Source organism: Pseudomonas sp. H1_D05, from assembly GCF_054682705.1.
In genome coordinates, this window is the sequence record NZ_CP162825.1 from 6,249,220 (window position 1) to 6,268,526 (window position 19,307).

Annotated in this window: 15 protein-coding genes; 4 read left to right on the forward strand and 11 right to left on the reverse strand. The window is 58.6% G+C overall.

Annotated features, from left to right (window positions below):
- Window positions 1–11 precede the first annotated feature (11 nt).
- Window positions 12–2,702 (forward strand): SNF2-related protein, encoded by a 2,691-nt coding sequence (locus AB4O11_RS28070; protein WP_460129599.1) that lies wholly within the window; start codon window positions 12–14, stop codon window positions 2,700–2,702.
- Window positions 2,703–2,871: 169 nt separating this feature from the next.
- On the opposite strand, the gene AB4O11_RS28075 is transcribed toward AB4O11_RS28070, so the two are convergent.
- From AB4O11_RS28075 to AB4O11_RS28090, 4 genes are all read right to left on the reverse strand, one after another.
- Complete coding sequence (locus tag AB4O11_RS28075; protein WP_460129601.1) at window positions 2,872–6,165, reverse strand: DEAD/DEAH box helicase; 3,294 nt, start codon at window positions 6,163–6,165, stop codon at window positions 2,872–2,874.
- Window positions 6,166–6,174: 9 nt separating this feature from the next.
- Window positions 6,175–6,912 (reverse strand): S-methyl-5'-thioinosine phosphorylase, encoded by a 738-nt coding sequence (locus tag AB4O11_RS28080; protein ID WP_460091627.1) that lies wholly within the window; start codon window positions 6,910–6,912, stop codon window positions 6,175–6,177.
- 11 nt (window positions 6,913–6,923) lie between these two features.
- Window positions 6,924–7,934, reverse strand: a complete 1,011-nt coding sequence (gene nagZ, locus AB4O11_RS28085) for a beta-N-acetylhexosaminidase (protein ID WP_460129603.1) — start codon at window positions 7,932–7,934, stop codon at window positions 6,924–6,926.
- A gap of 158 nt (window positions 7,935–8,092) precedes the next feature.
- Window positions 8,093–8,800 carry a TetR/AcrR family transcriptional regulator gene (locus tag AB4O11_RS28090; RefSeq protein WP_007910473.1) on the reverse strand — a complete coding sequence of 236 codons (708 nt, stop codon included), beginning with the start codon at window positions 8,798–8,800 and terminating at the stop codon, window positions 8,093–8,095.
- Between the two features lie 229 nt (window positions 8,801–9,029).
- On the opposite strand from AB4O11_RS28090, the gene lexA reads away from it, so the two are divergent.
- Complete coding sequence (gene lexA, locus AB4O11_RS28095) at window positions 9,030–9,638, forward strand: transcriptional repressor LexA (protein ID WP_003226590.1); 609 nt, start codon at window positions 9,030–9,032, stop codon at window positions 9,636–9,638.
- 10 nt (window positions 9,639–9,648) lie between these two features.
- On the forward strand, window positions 9,649–10,122 hold the full coding sequence (gene sulA, locus AB4O11_RS28100; RefSeq protein ID WP_460129605.1) for an SOS-induced cell division inhibitor SulA: 474 nt from the start codon (window positions 9,649–9,651) through the stop codon (window positions 10,120–10,122).
- A gap of 92 nt (window positions 10,123–10,214) precedes the next feature.
- Here sulA and AB4O11_RS28105 read toward each other — a convergent pair whose 3' ends face one another.
- The 7 genes from AB4O11_RS28105 to AB4O11_RS28135 form a co-directional block, all read right to left on the reverse strand.
- Complete coding sequence (locus AB4O11_RS28105) at window positions 10,215–10,448, reverse strand: hypothetical protein (RefSeq protein WP_007910471.1); 234 nt, start codon at window positions 10,446–10,448, stop codon at window positions 10,215–10,217.
- A 106-nt stretch (window positions 10,449–10,554) separates the two neighbouring features.
- On the reverse strand, window positions 10,555–11,079 hold the full coding sequence (locus AB4O11_RS28110; protein ID WP_460129607.1) for a DUF6586 family protein: 525 nt from the start codon (window positions 11,077–11,079) through the stop codon (window positions 10,555–10,557).
- A gap of 145 nt (window positions 11,080–11,224) precedes the next feature.
- Window positions 11,225–13,855: a type I DNA topoisomerase gene (gene topA / locus AB4O11_RS28115; protein WP_414926290.1), complete on the reverse strand. Its 2,631-nt coding sequence runs from the start codon at window positions 13,853–13,855 to the stop codon at window positions 11,225–11,227.
- 114 nt (window positions 13,856–13,969) lie between these two features.
- The gene (locus AB4O11_RS28120; RefSeq protein WP_007910467.1) at window positions 13,970–14,206 is read right to left on the reverse strand and encodes a DUF1653 domain-containing protein; all 237 of its coding nucleotides are present in this window, start codon (window positions 14,204–14,206) and stop codon (window positions 13,970–13,972) included.
- A gap of 99 nt (window positions 14,207–14,305) precedes the next feature.
- Window positions 14,306–15,481 carry an acetyl-CoA C-acyltransferase FadA gene (gene fadA, locus AB4O11_RS28125; protein WP_460129609.1) on the reverse strand — a complete coding sequence of 392 codons (1,176 nt, stop codon included), beginning with the start codon at window positions 15,479–15,481 and terminating at the stop codon, window positions 14,306–14,308.
- Window positions 15,482–15,510: 29 nt separating this feature from the next.
- Entirely contained in the window at window positions 15,511–17,658 is a 2,148-nt protein-coding gene (gene fadB / locus AB4O11_RS28130; RefSeq protein WP_122607489.1) for a fatty acid oxidation complex subunit alpha FadB, read from the reverse strand.
- A gap of 518 nt (window positions 17,659–18,176) precedes the next feature.
- Window positions 18,177–18,614 (reverse strand): hypothetical protein, encoded by a 438-nt coding sequence (locus tag AB4O11_RS28135; protein ID WP_460129611.1) that lies wholly within the window; start codon window positions 18,612–18,614, stop codon window positions 18,177–18,179.
- Between the two features lie 103 nt (window positions 18,615–18,717).
- Here AB4O11_RS28135 and AB4O11_RS28140 point away from each other — a divergent pair, with 103 nt between their 5' ends.
- A complete protein-coding gene (locus AB4O11_RS28140) occupies window positions 18,718–19,155 on the forward strand; it encodes a universal stress protein (protein WP_093433662.1) in 438 nt (145 codons plus the stop codon).
- The last annotated feature ends 152 nt before the right edge of the window (window positions 19,156–19,307 follow it).

Below are 19,307 nucleotides of genomic sequence, written 5' to 3' on the forward strand. Positions count from 1 at the left end.
TCGAAGTCCTTATGTCCCCGCCCCTGAGTAAACCGTTGGCACCCTCCTGGGTCAGCCGATTCAAGGAACAGAGCCTGGAGCGTGGCCGCCGCTATGCCCTGGAAAACCGGGTACGCATCGCCCAGGTCGGCGATGCGACCATCACCGCCAGTTGCGAAGGCTCTGGCGGTAACGTTTACCGCCAGACCATCCAGCTGCGCGAATCCGCCAAAAACACCTTGCTGCTGGTCGATGCCAGCTGCACGTGCCCGGTTCGCAGCAACTGCAAACACTGCGCAGCGGTGCTGCTGAAAGTGCAGGAAACCCTCGATTACCCGGCCGCCGCCAAAGACGCCGAACTCTTGGAAAAGCTGCAAGCCGTGCTGGAAAATCGCAGCCCGAAGGCGCCACCGCAAGTGCTGGTCGACAATGTGCAGCCACTGCCACGCCTATGGCTGGCCAGTGTCGAGTTCAGTGCCTTCGAACCGCGCAACGGCAAGATGCAGCGCTACATTCAGCATCGCGCGGCGCTTTCGTTCAGCTACCTTGACGAGTACGTCAGCGGGCAGAAGAACAGCGATATCCTGATTCGCCAGGAAAGCCAGACGCTGCGCGTCAAACGCCATCCGGATATCGAGCAGTCGTACCGCGAACAGTTGCGCATCCTCGGCTTTCGCATCGCCACCCGCCAGAGCAAAGCCCTGCCGGAAAGCGCCGGTGAGCTGTACGAGATGGTCAATGACAGCGCCTGGCTGACGTTCACCCTCAACGACCTGCCGAAACTGCGCAGCCAAGGCTGGGAATTGCAGATCGATGAGGAATTCGGCTTCGATCTGACCGCTGTGGATGACTGGTACGCCACCGTCGAGCAGGTGCCGGAACGCGATTGGTTTGATCTGGAACTGGGGATCATCGTCAATGGTGAGCGCCTGAGTCTGTTGCCTATCTTGCTCAATCTGATGCGCTCGCACGCGGAAATCCTCAATCCGGAACGCCTGGCGCGCCGTCGCGATGACGAGCTGATTCTGGTCAACATCCCGCAACGCACCAGCGAGCATGGGCCGCTGCAAGTGGCTTTGCCGTTGGGCCGGTTGAAGCCGGTATTGATGACGCTCGGCGAGTTCTATTTGCAAGAGCCGGGCGAAACCACCCTGCGCCTGAGCAAGGCCGACGCCACCCGCCTGAATTCGCTGGAAGGCCTTCCGCTGCTGTGGGAGGGCGGCGAGCAGATCCGCACGTTTGCCCAACGCCTGCGCGATATTCGTGATTTCAGCGCAGAGGCGCCTGAAGGCTTGAATGCGACGTTGCGGCCTTATCAGCTCGAAGGCTTAAGCTGGATGCAATCGCTGCGGCAACTGGAAGTCGGCGGGATTCTTGCGGATGACATGGGCCTGGGTAAAACCCTACAGACCCTGGCGCATATTCTCAGCGAGAAAAACGCCGGACGTCTCGATCGCCCGTGCATGGTGGTGATGCCGACCAGCCTGATTCCGAACTGGCTCGATGAGGCGGCGCACTTTACCCCGCAACTGAAAGTGGTTGCCCTGTATGGCGCCACTCGCAAAAAGCATTTCGATAATCTGGCCGACTTCGACCTGATCCTCACCACCTACGCCCTGCTGCCGAAAGACGTCGAACGTCTGACCAAACAGCCGCTGCATGTGCTGGTGCTGGATGAAGCGCAGTACATCAAGAATCCGAACAGCAAAGCCGCTCAAGCCGCGCGCGAGCTGAATGCGCGTCAGCGCCTGTGCCTCAGCGGTACGCCGCTGGAAAATCACTTGGGCGAGCTGTGGTCGCTGTTTCACTTCCTGCTGCCCGGCTGGCTCGGCGACGTAAAAAGCTTCAACGCCGATTACCGCGTGCCGATTGAAAAGCGCGGCAGTGAAGTCAGGCTTCAGCACCTCAACGGTCGGATAAAACCGTTCTTGCTGCGCCGCACCAAGGAACAAGTGGCGACCGAGTTGCCGCCGAAAACCGAGATCATCCATTGGGTCGATCTCAACGAAGCGCAGCGCGATGTGTATGAAACCATGCGCCTGGCGATGGACAAGAAGGTCCGCGACGAGATCACCCGCAAAGGCGTGGCGCGCAGCCAGATCATCATTCTTGAGGCGCTGCTCAAACTGCGTCAGGTCTGCTGCGATCTGCGCCTGGTCAATGACGCCACCCTGCCCGCTCGCGGCAGCACGTCAGGCAAGCTCGACAGTTTGATGGAAATGCTCGAGGAGTTGTTCGAGGAAGGCCGGCGGATTCTGCTGTTTTCGCAGTTCACTTCGATGCTGTCGTTGATCGAGGAAGAGCTGAAAAAACGTAACGTGTCCTACGCGCTACTGACCGGCCAGACCCGGGATCGGCGCACGCCGGTGAAGGAATTCCAGAGCGGCAAGCGTCAGATCTTTCTGATCAGCCTGAAGGCCGGCGGCGTCGGTTTGAACCTGACCGAGGCCGACACGGTGATTCATTACGACCCGTGGTGGAACCCGGCCACCGAGAATCAGGCGACGGATCGCGCCTATCGGATCGGCCAGGAGAAACCGGTGTTCGTCTACAAGATGATTGCCCGGGGCACCGTGGAAGAGAAGATTCAGCACCTGCAAAAGGAAAAATCCGACTTGGCAGCGGGCGTGCTGGATGGGCGCAAGGCCGGGGACTGGAAGTTGCAGAGTGATGATATCGAGGCGTTGTTTGCGCCGTTGCCGGATAAGTCCGACAAGCGTTGATATCTACGTCGCCTGTTAGATAGCTTTCGCGAGCAGGCTCGCTCCCACACTGGATCGGTGGCATTCACCAATCCAGTGTTCACAGGGATCTTGTGAATCACACAAATCTAATGTGGGAGCGAGCCTGCTCGCGAATGGCTCACCTCGGTATAACGTTTAAAACCCAGGCTCAATTCTTGGAAACCGGCAACGGTGCAAACAGCGCCTCAATGTCACTCTGCTCCAGCTTCCAGCCACCGGTCGTCCCGCCCTCAAGCACCGCTCCGGCCAACGCCGCTTTCTCCTGCTGCAGCGCCTGTATTTTTTCCTCTACCGTGCCACGAGCAATCAGCTTGTAAACGAACACCGGGTTGTTTTGCCCGATTCGATACGCACGATCGGTGGCCTGATTCTCCACCGCCGGGTTCCACCAAGGGTCGAAGTGAATCACCGTGTCCGCAGCGGTCAGGTTCAACCCGGTACCGCCCGCTTTGAGACTGATGAGAAACAGCGGCACCTTGCCGCCCTGAAAATCCTTCACCGGTGTGCGTCGATCCGTGGTGTCCCCGGTCAGCAGCGAATAGGCAATGTCACGTTGCTGCAATTCTTCCTCGATCAAGGCGAGCATCGAGGTGAACTGCGAAAACAGCAGGATTCTTCGACCTTCGCCGAGCAACTCTTCGAGCATCTCCATCAGGCTGAGCAACTTGCCACTGCCGGAGCGCAGCGCCTTCGCTGTCATCGGCATGTTGATCAGACGCAAGTCGCAACAGACCTGCCGCAGCTTGAGCAAGGCATCCAGAATGATGATCTGACTGCGCGCCACACCACTGCGGGCAATTTCGTCGCGGACTTTTTTGTCCATCGCCACGCGCACCGTTTCATAGACATCCCGCTGGCCGTCGCTGAGATCGACCCAATGGACAATTTCGGTTTTCGGCGGCAGTTCGGTGGCCACCTGATCCTTTTTGCGGCGCAACAAAAACGGTTTGATGCGCGCTGTCAGGTGCTGCATGCGCTGAACATTGCCGTGCTTCTCGATTGGCGTGCGGTAATCGCGATTGAAGGACTTGCTGTCGCCGAGCCAACCGGGCATGAGGAAATGAAACTGCGACCAAAGCTCGCCCAAGTGGTTTTCCAATGGCGTGCCGCTCAGGCACAAGCGCTGGCGGGCCTGCAAATCGCGTGCGGCCTGCGCGGCTTTGCTGAGCGGGTTCTTGATGTTCTGCGCTTCGTCGAGAATCAGCACGCTCCACAACTGCGGCTGTAGAACCTCGAGATCCCTCGGCAGCAAAGCGTAAGTGGTCAGTACCAGATCGTATTCAGCCAGATCAGCGAAATCCTTTTGCCGCCCAGAGCCGTGCAGCGCCAACACTTTCAACTGGGGGGTGAAGCGCTCGGCCTCGTCGAGCCAGTTGGGAATCAGGCTGGTCGGCATCACCGCCAGAGCCGGGCAATCGAGGCGTCCGGCGTGTTTTTCCGTGAGCAGATGCGCCAAGGTTTGCAGCGTTTTGCCCAGCCCCATGTCATCGCCCAGAATGCCGCCGACCTCAAGCTCGCGCAGGGTCTGCATCCAGTTCAGGCCTTCGAGCTGATAGGGGCGCAGTTGCGCGTTAAGGCCGGCCGGCGCAGCGACACGGGTGTGACTGGAATTCTGCAAGCGCTTGGCGAAGGTGCGCAGCCGCTCGCCCCCCTGCCAATCCAGCGGCACGCCATCGAGCATACTCAAGCGCGCGGCATCCGGGACACTCAAGCGCAGTGCATCGCCCTGATGACCGCCCAGGTACAACTCGCCCAGCGTGGCCATCAGCGGTTTGATCCGACTCAGCGGCAGCGCGACCTTGGCGCCCGATGGGTCGCCAAAACCGCTGGGTTTCAGTTCGATCAGGAGTTTTTCGTCATCGCTGCGTTGCGCCAGATTGACCGGGTCAAGCAAGCGCGGCTGGGTGCGCAACAAGTGCAGAAGGATCGGTAGCAAACTGTAGCGCTGGCCATTGACGACAATACCCAACTGCAAATCAAACCACTGATGCCCGGCCTCTTCCTCGACCTCCGCGTACCAATGCTCAACCGGTTGCACATTGAAATGAAAGCCGGGACTCATCTCGACTTCCCAGTTCGAGGCGCGCAACGTGGCAAGCCCTTCGTGCATAAACCCGAGCCAGGCGGAATCATCCGGCAACGTGAACATCTCGCCGGGACGATCCAGCGAGCTCTTGCGCGTGGTTTTCTTGAAGCCGAGCTTTTGCAGGATCTGGCGCAGTTTCTTTTCCACTGCCGGCTGGCGTTGAATGCGCTGGGTTTCGGTACCGTTGAGGATCATTACTTCCGGGTTGCGATCCACCGTCGGCTGGCCGTTGTAGGTAAACACCAGGGCGGCGCGGTGCTCAAGAACGTATTCCCAGCGCGAGCGCTCCCGACCGCTGACGAGGGTGAGTTGCGGCTGCGGTAGTACGTCGTCGATGATTCGTTCGGTCAGTTGGTGGGGCGGCGGGATTCTCGTTGCGGCGCTCATGCGATGACTGAACTGCATGGCCTGACGCGCCGGAATGTCCGGCGCCAGAGTCAAATGACTGGCCAGTTTTTCTTCCAGTTCATTGAACAGAGGGCCAATCTGCCGCTGTTCACGATCCAGGTAATAAAGCGGCTCCAGCGCCAGCACGGTTTCCTGCGTAGCCTCGGCACTGCTCCACTGCGCGCGGAACCCGCCGTCGGCCTGCTCGGCCCAGGCGAACTGGCCGATGCGTTTCGCGCCAGACATCAACGGTTGCAGATCCTCGAAATCGAGGAACAGCCGCGAGGTGCGCAGGAGCATTTCCAGCAGTTCGGCGCCGCTGCTGCCTTCCAGCGGATAGCCGCTGTAATAGGCGTGATGGGAGTGCATGGCAACCAGCAGCCTGGCGACGCGCAGATCCAGCTCGGACAGGTAGCCGGGCTGACGCATGAGCATTTCCGCCAGCGAATACATCGGTTTGACTTCGCGCAACTCGCCGCTCTTGAGCTGGGAGACCTTGAAAATATCGAGCAGCCACTTGCCGCTCACTGACGTTGGCTTGAGCTTGTAAAACAGGCGCGTGCCTGCGGTTTGCGCGCCTTCTTCGGTGGGCTTGGCCGGCACGGGAATGGTCGAAAGCCAATGTTCCAGCGCCCGACCCAACGGGATCTGTGCGTCACTTTCAGACGCATTATGATCACTGCCCTGCAGGTGATAGAGCACCGCAGCGCAGTGTTTGCAGTCAATTGTGACAGGACAGCTGCACAGGCAACGCACGTTGACGGAACCCAGCCGATCTTCGGACAGGTAAATGGTTTGTTCATACGCCTGATCTTCCGAACCGACGCAGAACGCCTCGACCTTTCTGTCATCGATCTCGATGATCTCTACCCGATCTTCGGCGGCATAAGCCCGAGCCTTGGCCAGCGCCTTGCTACTGAATGCCTGAGTCCAGGCCAACGACTTTAGCCTTTCGATGAAAATGCTCATGGGCAGTCCTTAGCCGGCCAACACCCGCGCCAACGCCGATTTCACCTTGCCCATGCCGTCATGCAACGCCTGCTCGATCTCGGCCATGGTGATCACTTCGGTGGTCTTGCCCGCCGCCGGGTTCACCACCAGCGCCAGACAGGCGTAATCCAGATCCAGCTCACGCGCCAGCGCCGCTTCCGGCATGCCGGTCATGCCAACGATGTCACAGCCATCGCGCTCCAGACGCACGATCTCCGCCACGGTTTCCAGACGCGGGCCCTGAGTGCAGGCATACACGCCTTGATCGCTGTATTCGCAGCCTTCGGCAGCCACCGTAGCAATCAACTGCTGACGCAGCGGCTCGCTGTAGGGGAAGCTGAAGTCGATATGGGTGACGTGCTCCAGATCATCGGCGAAGAAAGTGTGCTCGCGCCCACTGGTGTAGTCGACGATCTGGTGCGGCACGCAGAAATGACCGGTGCCCATCGCTGGATGAATACCGCCCACCGCGTTAACGGCAATGATTGCTTCGGCACCGGCCTGCTTCAGCGCCCACAGGTTGGCGCGGTAGTTGACCTTGTGCGGCGGGAAACGATGCGGATGGCCGTGACGGGCGAGGAACAGCACTTCCTTGCCGGCGTATTCACCGATCTGCACGTCGGCCGATGGCGCGCCGTAGGGAGTGTCCACCGCCAGTGACTGGCGAATGGTCAAGCCTTCGAGCTGGGTCAGGCCGGTGCCACCGATGATTGCGTAAACCGTCATAGCGAAAATCCTTAATCGATGAGTTGAGCATCTTTGAGGGCGCCAACGGCGGTGAGCCAGCGCGGATCCTGACGGTAATCGGTGCTGGCGAATGCCTGACCGCGCATGCGCGCGATGCGGTCTGAAGGCTTGACCTTCATGCGCTGCGCGGCGCTCAGGGCCAGTTCGGCAGCGGCGCGATCGTTGCATACCAGGCCCATGTCGCAACCGGCCGTGAGTGCGGCCTCAATACGACTGGCGGCATCGCCAACCACGTGGGCGCCGGCCATCGACAGGTCGTCGCTGAAGATCACACCGTCGAACTGCAATTCGCCGCGCAGGATGTCCTGCAACCAGCGCCGGGAGAAGCCGGCAGGCTGCGAGTCGACTTGCGGGTAGATAACGTGGGCCGGCATCACAGCGGCCAATTGTTTGCTGAGCCCGGCGAAGGGCACGAGATCGTTGGCGCGGATCTCGTCCAGGCTGCGCTCGTCGTTCGGGATCGCCACGTGGGAATCGGCTTCGGCCCAGCCGTGGCCGGGGAAATGCTTGCCGGTGGCCGCCATGCCCGCGCTGTTCATGCCGCGAATGAACGCTCCGGCAAGCACTGCGGCGCGCTCCGGATCGCCCTCAAATGAACGGGTGCCGACAACAGCGCTGCGCTGGTAATCCAGATCCAGCACCGGGGCGAAACTCAGGTCGAGACCGACCGCCAGCACTTCAGTGGCCATGATCCAGCCGCATTGCTCTGCGAGGTATTCGGCGTTCGGATTGTCGGCGATGGCACGCATGGCCGGCAGGCGCACGAAGCCCTGACGCAGGCGCTGCACGCGACCGCCCTCTTGATCCACCGCCAGCAGCAGATCCGGACGAATCGCCCGAATCGCCGCGCTGAGCTCACGCACCTGACGCGGATGCTCGATGTTGCGCGCGAAAATGATCAGGCCGCCCACTTCGGGCTGACGCAACAATTGGCGATCTTCGGCCGTCAGCCAGGTACCGGCGACGTCCACCATCAACGAGCCTTGCAGGCCAGCAGTCATAGAGATTCCTTGAAAACGAAAAACCCGATCCGCAGCAAATCGCTACCCTGAGCAATGCTCGGCAGGTCGGCAATTTCTATGGATTTCGGGTTCAGAACGAGAGTCGGCATGGGCGGCTAGCTTAGCGGATACAAGCTGCCGCGCCCACCCGTGCGCGGTTAAACCTTGGCGGCGACCGGCGTTGATTTACTGCGCGGACGCAGTTGCGCGGTGGCCATCGCGGCGTCAGTGACGCCGGTTTCGGCACGCATGCCCGCAGCGAGGAACGGCACCATCAGGCGCATCACTTGCTCAATGGAGGTGTTGACGCCGAAATCGGTCTCGGCAATTGCGCGCAACGCCTTGATGCCAGACATGCTGAACGCCGCGGCGCCGAGCATGAAGTGCACGCGCCAGAACAGCTCGATCGGCGGAATGCGTGGTGCGGCTTCGTTGACCAGCAACATGTAGCGACGGAATACCTTGCCGTACATGTCTTCCAGATAACGGCGCAAGTGGCCCTGGCTCTGGCTGAACGCGAGGCCGAGCAGACGCATGAAGATCGACAGGTCATTGCCGCTGCGTGGTTGCACCACAAGGGCCTGCTCGACGAGGATTTCGAGCAGCTCTTCAAGCGTCGGCTTGTTTTCAGGCTTGGCCTGACGGCGCTCCAGCTCTTTATCGAGGCTGATGCAGAACGGCCCGAGGAAGCGCGAGAAAACCGCTTGAATCAGCGCTTTTTTCGAGCCGAAGTGATAGTTCACCGCTGCCAGGTTGACGCCGGCCTTGCTGGTGATCAAACGCAATGAGGTTTCGGCGAAACCTTTCTCCGCGAACAACTGCTCGGCAGCATCAAGAATGCGTTCAACGGTTTCCGACTGGGCCATGGCTACTCCGCCTGACAAACACTTGTTTGAAACATACGTTTCAGCCTGTGCCTTGTCAAGCCTGCCGGTTCGTTTTGGGAATGGTCGGTCAGCTATTTAACCACACAAGCCCAACTCATTAATAAGCACGAATGCCGACCGTCTGGCGGCCTGCAAAAAAACGGGCATTGCCAAGGACGCTTCACTGTATATAATCCCAGTCACTGTATAAAAAGACAGAGCGATCAATATGCTAAAGCTGACGCCACGCCAAGCCGAGATTCTGGCCTTTATCAAACGCTGCCTCGAAGACAACGGCTATCCGCCGACCCGTGCGGAAATCGCTCAGGAACTGGGCTTCAAGTCGCCGAACGCGGCTGAAGAACATCTCAAGGCACTGGCCCGAAAAGGCGCCATCGAGATGACACCGGGCGCTTCTCGCGGTATTCGCATACCCGGCTTTGAAGCCAAGGCAGACGACTCTACCCTGCCAATCATAGGCCGGGTCGCTGCCGGCGCGCCGATCCTCGCCCAGCAGCACATCGAAGAATCCTGCAACATCAACCCGGCCTTCTTTCATCCGCGCGCCGACTATCTGCTGCGCGTACACGGCATGAGCATGAAGGACATCGGTATTTTCGACGGTGACCTTCTTGCCGTGCACACCACCCGCGAAGCACGTAATGGCCAGGTCGTCGTTGCCCGTATCGGCGACGAAGTGACGGTCAAACGTTTCAAGCGTGAAGGTAGCAAGGTCTGGCTGATTGCCGAAAACCCCGAGTTCGCCCCTATCGAAGTCGACCTGAAAGATCAGGAACTGGTGATCGAAGGCTTGAGTGTCGGCGTAATCCGCCGCTAAAGGAGGCTTTATGCAGTTCCCACACACCCCTCAGCAAACACAACTGCCTTTATTCGAAGCGTTTCTGGCGCAACCGATGGCGCCGATCCTGAAAGACGCGGTCGAACGCCCCTGGAATGCCGAACCCGAAGTATTCAGTGAGCTGTCACTGCGTGGTGCGGCCGGGAACTGCCTGAACCTGCTCGCCCCGATTCTTCGCGAACTCAGCGAAGATCAGGACGCACGCTGGCTGACATTGATCGCACCACCTGCCAGCCTGACTCAAACCTGGCTGCGGGATGCCGGCCTGAACCGCGAACGTATTCTGCTACTGCAACCACGGGGTGCTCAAAGCGCCCAGCAACTGGCGTGCGAAGCTCTGCGGTTGGGGCGCAGCCACACTGTGGTCACCTGGCTCAACCCGCTAAACACCCACTCGCGGCAACAACTGATCAGCGCCGCACGCACGGGCGAAGCTCAGAGCTTGAATATTCGCTTGGGTTGAGGGTTGCTACTACGCGCTGTGTGAAGCGCAGGGCTTCTCCAGGGACAGAGAAGCCGATCTGAAGCGGTAACATTAAAAAGCAAAGGCGCGGATCAATGAAGAACCCGCGGCCCCTCTTCCTTATCAAACTCGCCTTCGACCATACGACCGGCCATCTGCACGCCGACGCTTAGCATCGCCTTGGCGATTTCTACATGCTGACCTTGAAGGAACGCCTTGGCATCGTCGGAGAAATCCAGCGTCACCAGAGAACCCTCGTCCTCAGCCCTGCGCAGTTCGATTCGGCCGTCTGGTAACTCGACAATTTCTAGAAAGGACGTTGGCATATAGGTCTGTTCTCCACGAAAGGCAGGGATTATATAGACATCATTCAGGCTTCGCTCGGGATCTTGACCAGCAGCATGTTTCAGATTGCCACCGTGTCAATCACCCTCAGCACTCGTTCAAGCCTTCGCGAAAGCGAATCGCCAAGCCTTTCAGATTTTGCCGCCAGCTCTCCAGCTCCTCTCGACTCAACTCTTCTGGCGCTTGTTCTTCATCCAGATTAATCGCCTGAATCAGCGGCTGAGTCACGTCCCCTTTGGGCTTGTGTGGCACCCGTGGCGGCTGGAACAGCGCCGAATGCGCAGCCAGCAGTTTTGCCAGCCAGGTTTCAGAGTTTCCCGCGAGTTCGACCATCTCGGCCAACTCGGGAATCGCGATCGACTCCAGCACCTCACGTGTCAGCAGCATCTCGGCGCGTGGTGCATTGGCGTGCGGTAGACGATAGAAACCAGCGATCTCGTGACAAAGACCGAGCAAAGCGCCGTAAAGGTGAAACAACGCCGATTCACGCCCCGCCTGAATCAACGCCAGCGAATTCATCGCTCGCCCCTCTTCGGCGCGAGCCAGAGCTTCGAGCGACAGTCCGGCGAAATAGATCTTCTGGTTGGTGCGGGTATAGAGTTCGTGAGCCATGACGGCGCTCTCCACAACGAAATATTTGCTTCACACAGGCCGGACAGTGTCGTGGATCAGCCGATCCCACCGCAAGCACAAAACAAAAAGGCCGCATGAAAACCCGGAGGGGTCATCATGCGGCCTTTCAGTATCAGGCTAACGCTTACTCAGCTTTGGCCTTCGTACGTTTGTCTTCAACCGTCCACTTGCCGCCATCGAAGTACGCCTTCCAACCGGTAGGCTTGCCATCGACTTCGGTCTGTACGTATTGCTCCTTGGTCTTGCGGCTGTAGCGAATCACCGCCGGAAGACCATCAGGATCTTTCTGTGGAGCGTCGCAGAGGAAGTGGTACTTCGGATCGATCTCGTCCTTGTGCGGCAGAATCTCGATCACCAGCGGAGCACGGGTCTCACGGTTTTTCGGGAACTGACTGGCAGCCAGGAACAGACCGGACGCACCGTCACGCAGGATGTAGGTGTCGTTGACCTTTTCGCATTTCAGCTCAGGCATCTTCACCGGATCCATTTTCGGCGGCGCCGCGTCACCGCTCTTGAGCAGTTTACGGGTGTTCTTGCAGGTCGGGTTGGTGCAACCGAAGAACTTGCCGAAACGTCCGGTCTTGAGTTGCATCTCGCTGCCGCACTTGTCGCATTCCAGGCTCGGACCTTCGTAGCCCTTGATGCGATAGCTGCCCTCTTCGATTTCGTAGCCTGCGCAATCCGGGTTGTTACCACAGATGTGCAGCTTGCGTTTTTCGTCGAGCAGGTACGCGTCCATCGCCGTGCTGCAGATCGGGCAGCGGTGCTTGCCACGCAGTACCAGCGATTCCGACTCACCCTCGTCGTCCGCAGCGATTTCATCGCCCGGCACCAGGTTGACGGTGGCCTTGCAGCGCTCTTTCGGCGGCAGGCTGTAGCCTGAACAACCGAGGAAAACGCCTGTCGACGCGGTACGAATCTGCATCGGACGACCACAAGTCGTGCACGGAATATCGGTCATGACCGGCTGGTTGGCACGCATGCCGCTGTCCGGGTTTTCGGCTACTTCGAGTTTCTTTTTGAAGTCGCCGTAGAACTCGTCCAGTACGTTTTTCCAGTCGCGCTCGCCCTGCGCCACGTCATCGAGGTTCTCTTCCATGCCTGCGGTGAAGCCGTAGTCCATGAGGTTCGAGAAGCTTTCCGACAGACGCTCGGTGACGATGTCGCCCATCTTTTCCGAGTAGAAACGACGGTTGTGCAGAGTCACGTAACCGCGATCCTGAATGGTCGAAATGATCGCAGCGTAAGTCGAAGGACGACCGATACCGCGCTTTTCCATTTCTTTCACCAGACTGGCTTCCGAGTAGCGGGCCGGCGGTTTGGTGAAGTGCTGCGATGGATCGAGCTTGATCAGCTTCATCACGTCGCCCTGCGCCATATCAGGCAGAACGTCGTCATCACCCGGTTTGGCAATCTGCGGCATGACACGGGTGTAACCGTCAAACTTGAGGATACGGCCCTTGGCGCGCAGCTCGAAGTCACCAGCGCCTACGCTGACGGTGGTCGACAGGTATTGCGCCGGCAGCATCTGGCAAGCGAGGAACTGGCGCCAGATCAGCTCGTAGAGACGCTCAGCGTCACGCTCCATACCCGCCAGCTTGCTTGGCGTGGTGTTGGCGTCAGAAGGACGAATCGCTTCGTGAGCCTCTTGTGCGCCTTCCTTGCTGCTGTAGACGTTCGGCGTTTCCGGCAGGTACTTCTTGCCGAACTCGTCTTCGATGTAAGTACGCGCCATCGCCACAGCATCAGCCGAGAGGTTGGTCGAGTCGGTACGCATATAAGTGATGTAGCCGGCTTCGTACAGACGCTGGGCCATCATCATGGTTTTCTTCACGCCGAAGCCCAGGCGATTGCTCGCTGCCTGTTGCAGGGTCGATGTGATGAACGGCGCCGACGGCTTGCTGCTGGTCGGTTTGTCTTCGCGCTTGACGATGCTGTAGCTGGAAGATTTGAGTTTCTCCAGCGCGGCCATGGCCTGAGCTTCGTTGAGCGGCTTGAACGCTTCGCCTTTTTCGCGAGCCACTTCGAAACGCACGGTGGAGCCTTTGGTGGTGCCGAGATCGGCATGCACTTCCCAGTACTCTTCCGGGTTGAACGCGCGAATTTCACGTTCACGCTCAACCACCAGCTTCACGGCAACCGATTGCACGCGACCGGCGGACAAGCCACGAGCGATCTTCGCCCACAGCAGCGGCGAGACCATGTAACCGACAACGCGGTCGAGGAAGCGACGCGCCTGTTGAGCGTTGACACGATCAATGTCCAGCTCACCCGGTTCCGAGAAAGCTTCCTGAATCGCTTTCTTGGTGATTTCGTTGAACACCACACGCTTGTAGCGGCTGTCGTCACCACCGATGGCTTCGCGCAGGTGCCAGGCAATGGCTTCCCCCTCGCGATCCAAGTCGGTTGCGAGATAGATGGTGTCAGCATCTTTGGCGAGCCGGCGCAGCTCTTCGATGACCTTCTCTTTACCCGGAAGGATCTCGTACTGGGCTTTCCAGCCATGATCAGGATCGACACCCATACGCGAGACCAGCTGCTTGCGCGCTTTCTCTTTCGGCGAGAGCACCGGACCTTCGCCCGCAGCAGCCTTGCCGCGCTTGGCGGCTGGCTCTTTGCTGGCGCTAGCCGAACCGCTGGTGGGCAGGTCTCGGATATGGCCGATACTCGACTTCACCACGTATTGGTTACCCAGATACTTGTTGATGGTCTTGGCCTTAGCCGGGGATTCCACAATGACCAGCGATTTGCCCATGGATCAGAAAATTCCTGAATTCTAGAAGTGAAAGGCGGTTGGCGCCTGACGCGGCACCGCTATATATAGTTGATACAAGGTGAGGTCAAGCACAGGGTTCTGTGCGCACTCGCCTTATGCCTTGGAAAAAAGGCTCGGTTCGGCTTGCACCAAAGCAAAGCGTGGCACCTGCTCGCCGTCAACCTCGACTGACTCGAGAAACATGCTCAGAGGGCGTACCCAAAAGCCGTAATCGCCATACAGGGCTTGGTAAAAGACCACTTCTTCTTCGGTCTCGGAATGCCGCGCAACACTGAATACGCGGTACTGCGGACCTTTGTAATGTTGGTAGAGCCCAGGTTGTATCGGCATGCTTCGGCCCTCACTCAAATTTTTTCAAAAATAAAAACAAAATAAATCCACAAAAACAAAAACCGGGGCACTTGGCCCCGGCTTCCATCGACGAGACGCTTAAACGCGTTCGAAGACGGTGGAGATGCCTTGGCCGAGACCAATGCACATAGTGGCCACCCCGAAGGTACCGCTATTCTGCTTCATCACGTTCAGCAAAGTGCCGGAAATACGGGCACCGGAGCAACCGAACGGGTGACCCAGGGCGATCGCACCGCCGTGCAGGTTAACCTTCTCGTTCATCTTGTCGAGTACTTTCAGATCTTTCAGCACTGGCAGGGCCTGTGCGGCGAAAGCTTCGTTGAGCTCGAAGAAGTCGATATCGTTGATGCCAAGGCCCGCACGCTTCAGGGCTTTTTGTGTCGCCGGAACTGGACCATAGCCCATGATTGCCGGATCCACACCCGCCACTGCCATCGAACGGATCACCGCCATTGGCTGGATACCCGGGTCCTGCGCACGCTGCGCCGACATCACGATCATGCACGAAGCACCATCGGTGATCTGCGACGAAGTACCGGCAGTCACGGTGCCGCCCTTTGGATTGAAGGCAGGCTTGAGGGCCGCCAGACTTTCCAGGGTGGTTTCCGGACGAATGGTTTCGTCGTAGTCGAACAGTTTCAGGAAACCGTTCTCGTCGTAGCCCTGCATCGGGATGATTTCGTCTTTGAACTTGCCTTCCACGGTAGCCTTGTGGGCCAACTGGTGGGAACGCACGCCGAAAGCGTCCTGTTGTTCGCGAGTGATGCCGTGCATTTTGCCGAGCATTTCAGCGGTCAGGCCCATCATGCCCGAGGCTTTCGCCGCGTACAGCGACATGTGCGGGTTCGGATCGACACCGTGCATCATGCTCACATGGCCCATATGCTCGACGCCGCCAACCACGAACACGTCACCGTTGCCGGTCATGATTGCTTGCGCAGCGGTGTGCAGCGCACTCATCGACGAGCCGCACAGACGGCTGACAGTCTGACCGGCCGAGGTGTGCGGGATCTGGGTCATCAGCGAAGCCATGCGCGCGATGTTCCAGCCCTGCTCCAGGGTCTGGTTGACGCAGCCCCAGATCACGTCCTCGACTTCTGCAGGATCGACCTTGGCGTTGCGTTCCAGCAACTTGCTGATCAGGTGCGCCGACATGTCTTCGGCGCGGGTGTTGCGGTGCATGCCGCCCTTGGAGCGGCCCATCGGAGTACGACCGAAGTCGACAATCACGACGTCTCTAGGATTCAAGCTCATAAGTTCACTCTCACTCTAGTTGGGGGCGCTTAACCGAAGAAGCTCTGGCCGTTTTTGGCCATTTCGCGCAGCTTCGCGGTCGGGTGGTACAGCGCGCCCAAATCAGCGTACTGGTCAGCCAGGGCAACGAACTCGGCAACACCGATCGAATCGATGTAGCGCAGCGCACCGCCACGGAATGGAGGGAAACCGATACCGTAGACCAGACCCATGTCGGCTTCGGCGGCAGTTTCAACGATGCCGTCTTCCAGGCAACGCACGGTTTCCAGGCACAGCGGGATCATCATCCAGTTGATGATGTCTTCGTCTGTGACTTCGCGCTGCTCGTAAACGATCGGCTTGAGCACTTCCAGCACCGAAGGGTCGGCGACTTTCTTCTGCTTGCCTTTCTTGTCGGCCTCGTAGGCGTAGAAGCCCTTGCCGTTCTTCTGGCCCAGGCGCTTGGCTTCGTACAGCACGTCGATGGCCGAACGACGGTCATCCTTCATGCGATCCGGGAAACCTTCAGCCATGACGTCACGACCATGGTGACCGGTGTCGATGCCGACCACGTCCATCAGGTACGCCGGGCCCATCGGCCAGCCAAATTTTTCCATGACTTTGTCGATACGGACGAAGTCGACACCGGCGCTGACCAGCTTGGCGAAACCGCCGAAGTACGGGAACAGCACGCGGTTAACGAGGAAGCCCGGGCAGTCGTTGACGACGATCGGGTTCTTGCCCATTTTCTTGGCGTAGGCAACGGTGGTGGCAACAGCCAGCTCGCTGGACTTCTCGCCACGGATCACTTCCACCAGCGGCATCATGTGCACCGGGTTGAAGAAGTGCATGCCGACGAAGTTTTCCGGACGCTTGAGGGCCTTGGCCAGCAGGCTGATGGAAATGGTCGAGGTGTTGGACGCGAGGATGGTGTCCTCTTTAACCTGAGCTTCCACTTCAGCCAACACAGCTTGCTTGACCTTAGGATTCTCGACGACAGCTTCGACAACCAGATCGACGTGACCGAAGTCGCCGTAGGACAGAGTTGGACGAATGGCGTTGAGCACTTCAGCCATTTTCGCAGCGGTCATGCGACCTTTATCAACGCGGCCAACCAGCAGTTTGGCGGCTTCAGCCAGACCCTGCTCGATGCCGTGCTCGTTGATGTCCTTCATCAGGATCGGCGTACCTTTGGAGGCCGACTGATAAGCGATACCGCCACCCATGATGCCGGCGCCGAGTACAGCGGCCTGCTTCACGTCTTTGGCGATTTCGTCGTAGGCCTTGGCCTTTTTCTTCAGCTCCTGATCGTTCAGGAACAGACCGATCAAGCTCTGCGCGGCAGAGGTCTTGGCCAGTTTGACGAAACCGGCAGCTTCGACTTCCAGCGCCTTGTCACGACCGAAGTTCGCGGCTTTCTGGATAGTCTTGATCGCTTCAACCGGCGCCGGGTAGTTCGGGCCAGCCTGGCCGGCGACGAAACCTTTGGCGGTTTCGAAAGCCATCATCTGTTCAATAGCGTTCAGCTTGAGTTTTTCAAGTTTCGGCTGACGCTTGGCCTTGAAATCGAACTCGCCGGAGATGGCGCGCTTGATCAGTTCAAGGGCAGCTTCCTGCAGTTTTTCAGGAGCAACCACGGCGTCGACGGCGCTGACTTTCAGGGCGTCTTCAGGGCGGTTTTCCTTACCGGAGGCAATCCACTCGATGGCGTTATCGACACCAATCAAGCGCGGCAGACGCACGGTGCCACCGAAGCCTGGGTAGATACCCAGCTTGACTTCCGGCAGGCCGATCTTGGCTTTGGTCGACATGACGCGATAGTCAGCCGCCAGGCACATTTCCAGACCGCCGCCCAGGGCGATGCCATTGATGGCCACTACGGTTGGGACGTTGAGGTCTTCGAAATCGCTGAAGATCTTGTTGGCTTCGAGATTGCCAGCAACCAGCTCGGCATCCGGCAGCTTGAAGTTGTCGACAAATTCGGTGATGTCGGCGCCGACGATGAACACGTCCTTGCCACTGCTGACGATCACGCCCTTGATCGAAGCATCTGCCTTGATGGTGTCTACGGCCTGACGCAGTTCGTTCAGGGTTAGACGGTTGAACTTGTTGACGGACTCACCCTTGAGGTCGAATTTCAATTCGACGATGCCACTTTCAAGAGCTTTAACCGTGATGGCTTTACCTTCGTAAATCATCAACTGATCTCCACGATATGGAAGCTGAACAGTACACGTCGGACGCAGGCGAATGGCTCGGCAGGACGCTTTTTCGTCGATGCTAACGCCAATCCACCCGGCACACCCGCCAACGCGATAGTCGGGATTCTGTAGGAGCAGTCTGTAAGACAAACGCTCAATTCATACGCCCGTTTGATTTGGGTACGTCACCTTCACGGAATTTCCGACAATTGTCAATCGCCCAAAATACGGGTTGAAATGCGACTTTGCGGTCATTTCTGTAAGACGAAGACCCGCAACACGCGTCTGCATGTGAAGCCATTCATAGAATCAATAGTTAGAAAAGTCGCCCTAATTCGCAGCAGCCCTTGTTTAAAGGGCTACGCTGGGTGGACGACAGGGAAATGCGTTGACAGAACCTGCATCAAAAAAGATTTCCGGCCTGCCTGGCCAACCCCGCCCGATGAATCATGTCGGGCTTTTTATTGCGCGTCTGCCGGACGTTCCCCACCGTTGCAGTGGGAAAAGTCCGCGCGTCACGCCAGTGCTTTCAGAGTGGTGTCGATGTCCTGCAACACCGACGCTTCGCCCTTCTCGCCCCAGTACAAGGCGATCATCTGCTTGTCTGCTTCGACTTTGAAAACGTTGCCGGGCAACTTTTCGAAATGATTGAGCAGCGCCCGATCTTCGCAGACTTCCTGCCATTGATTGACCCACACACCCGGCGATTTTTGCCAGTAAGTCCAGCAGGCAGGCGACTTGCCACGGCGCGGCCGATGATACTGCGCACACGGATTCGGCGCCTCTTGCGCCAGCCAGTGCGGCCATTCCTGAGGCGCCAGTTGCATGGCCAGCCCCATGCGCCGCGCCTCCATGCGCAAGGCGATGCGACCGCTTTGCGCGCGCGATGGGCGCAACCACGCCAACGGACTCAAAACCACCAGCAGGATTGACACCACCAACCAGACCGTCATATCTCTATTCCCAATTCTTGGTGAGCGCATTGTGTCACTTTGGAACCAATGCGCTTGAAACCAGCCATACTTAACAATATTGAAACCTCACGAGGAGCACCTCATGCCCTACCACCACATCCTGGTCGCCGTAGATCTGACCGAAGAGTGCGACCCAGTGATTCACCGCGCCCGCGAGCTGTCGGTGAGCAATGGCGCCAAACTGTCGCTGGTGCATATCGTCGAACCAATGGCGATGGCATTCGGCGGCGACGTGCCGATGGATCTGTCACAACTGCAACAACAGCAGTTCGATCAGGCCAAGGAACGTCTTGAGCGTCTGAAACTCAAGTATTCCGAACTCGAAGGCGCCAACTGCCACCTGACCTACGGCCAGCCGCGTCAGGAAATCCATCACTTCGCCAAAGAACAGCAGTGCGATCTGATCGTGGTCGGTAGTCATGGTCGTCACGGCCTGGCGCTGTTGCTCGGCTCTACCGCCAATGACGTGCTGCACGGCGCACCATGCGACGTCCTCGCCGTCCACCTGGTCAAACGTTGAAACACTGATCATTGTGGGAGCGAGCCTGCTCGCGAAGGCGTCGGCACATTCAGCATTAATGCCGCCTGACACAGCGCATTCGCGAGCAGGCTCGCTCCCACATTGGGACTGCGCTTACATGTGAAAAGCCCGGCGTTCATCACTGAGCGCCG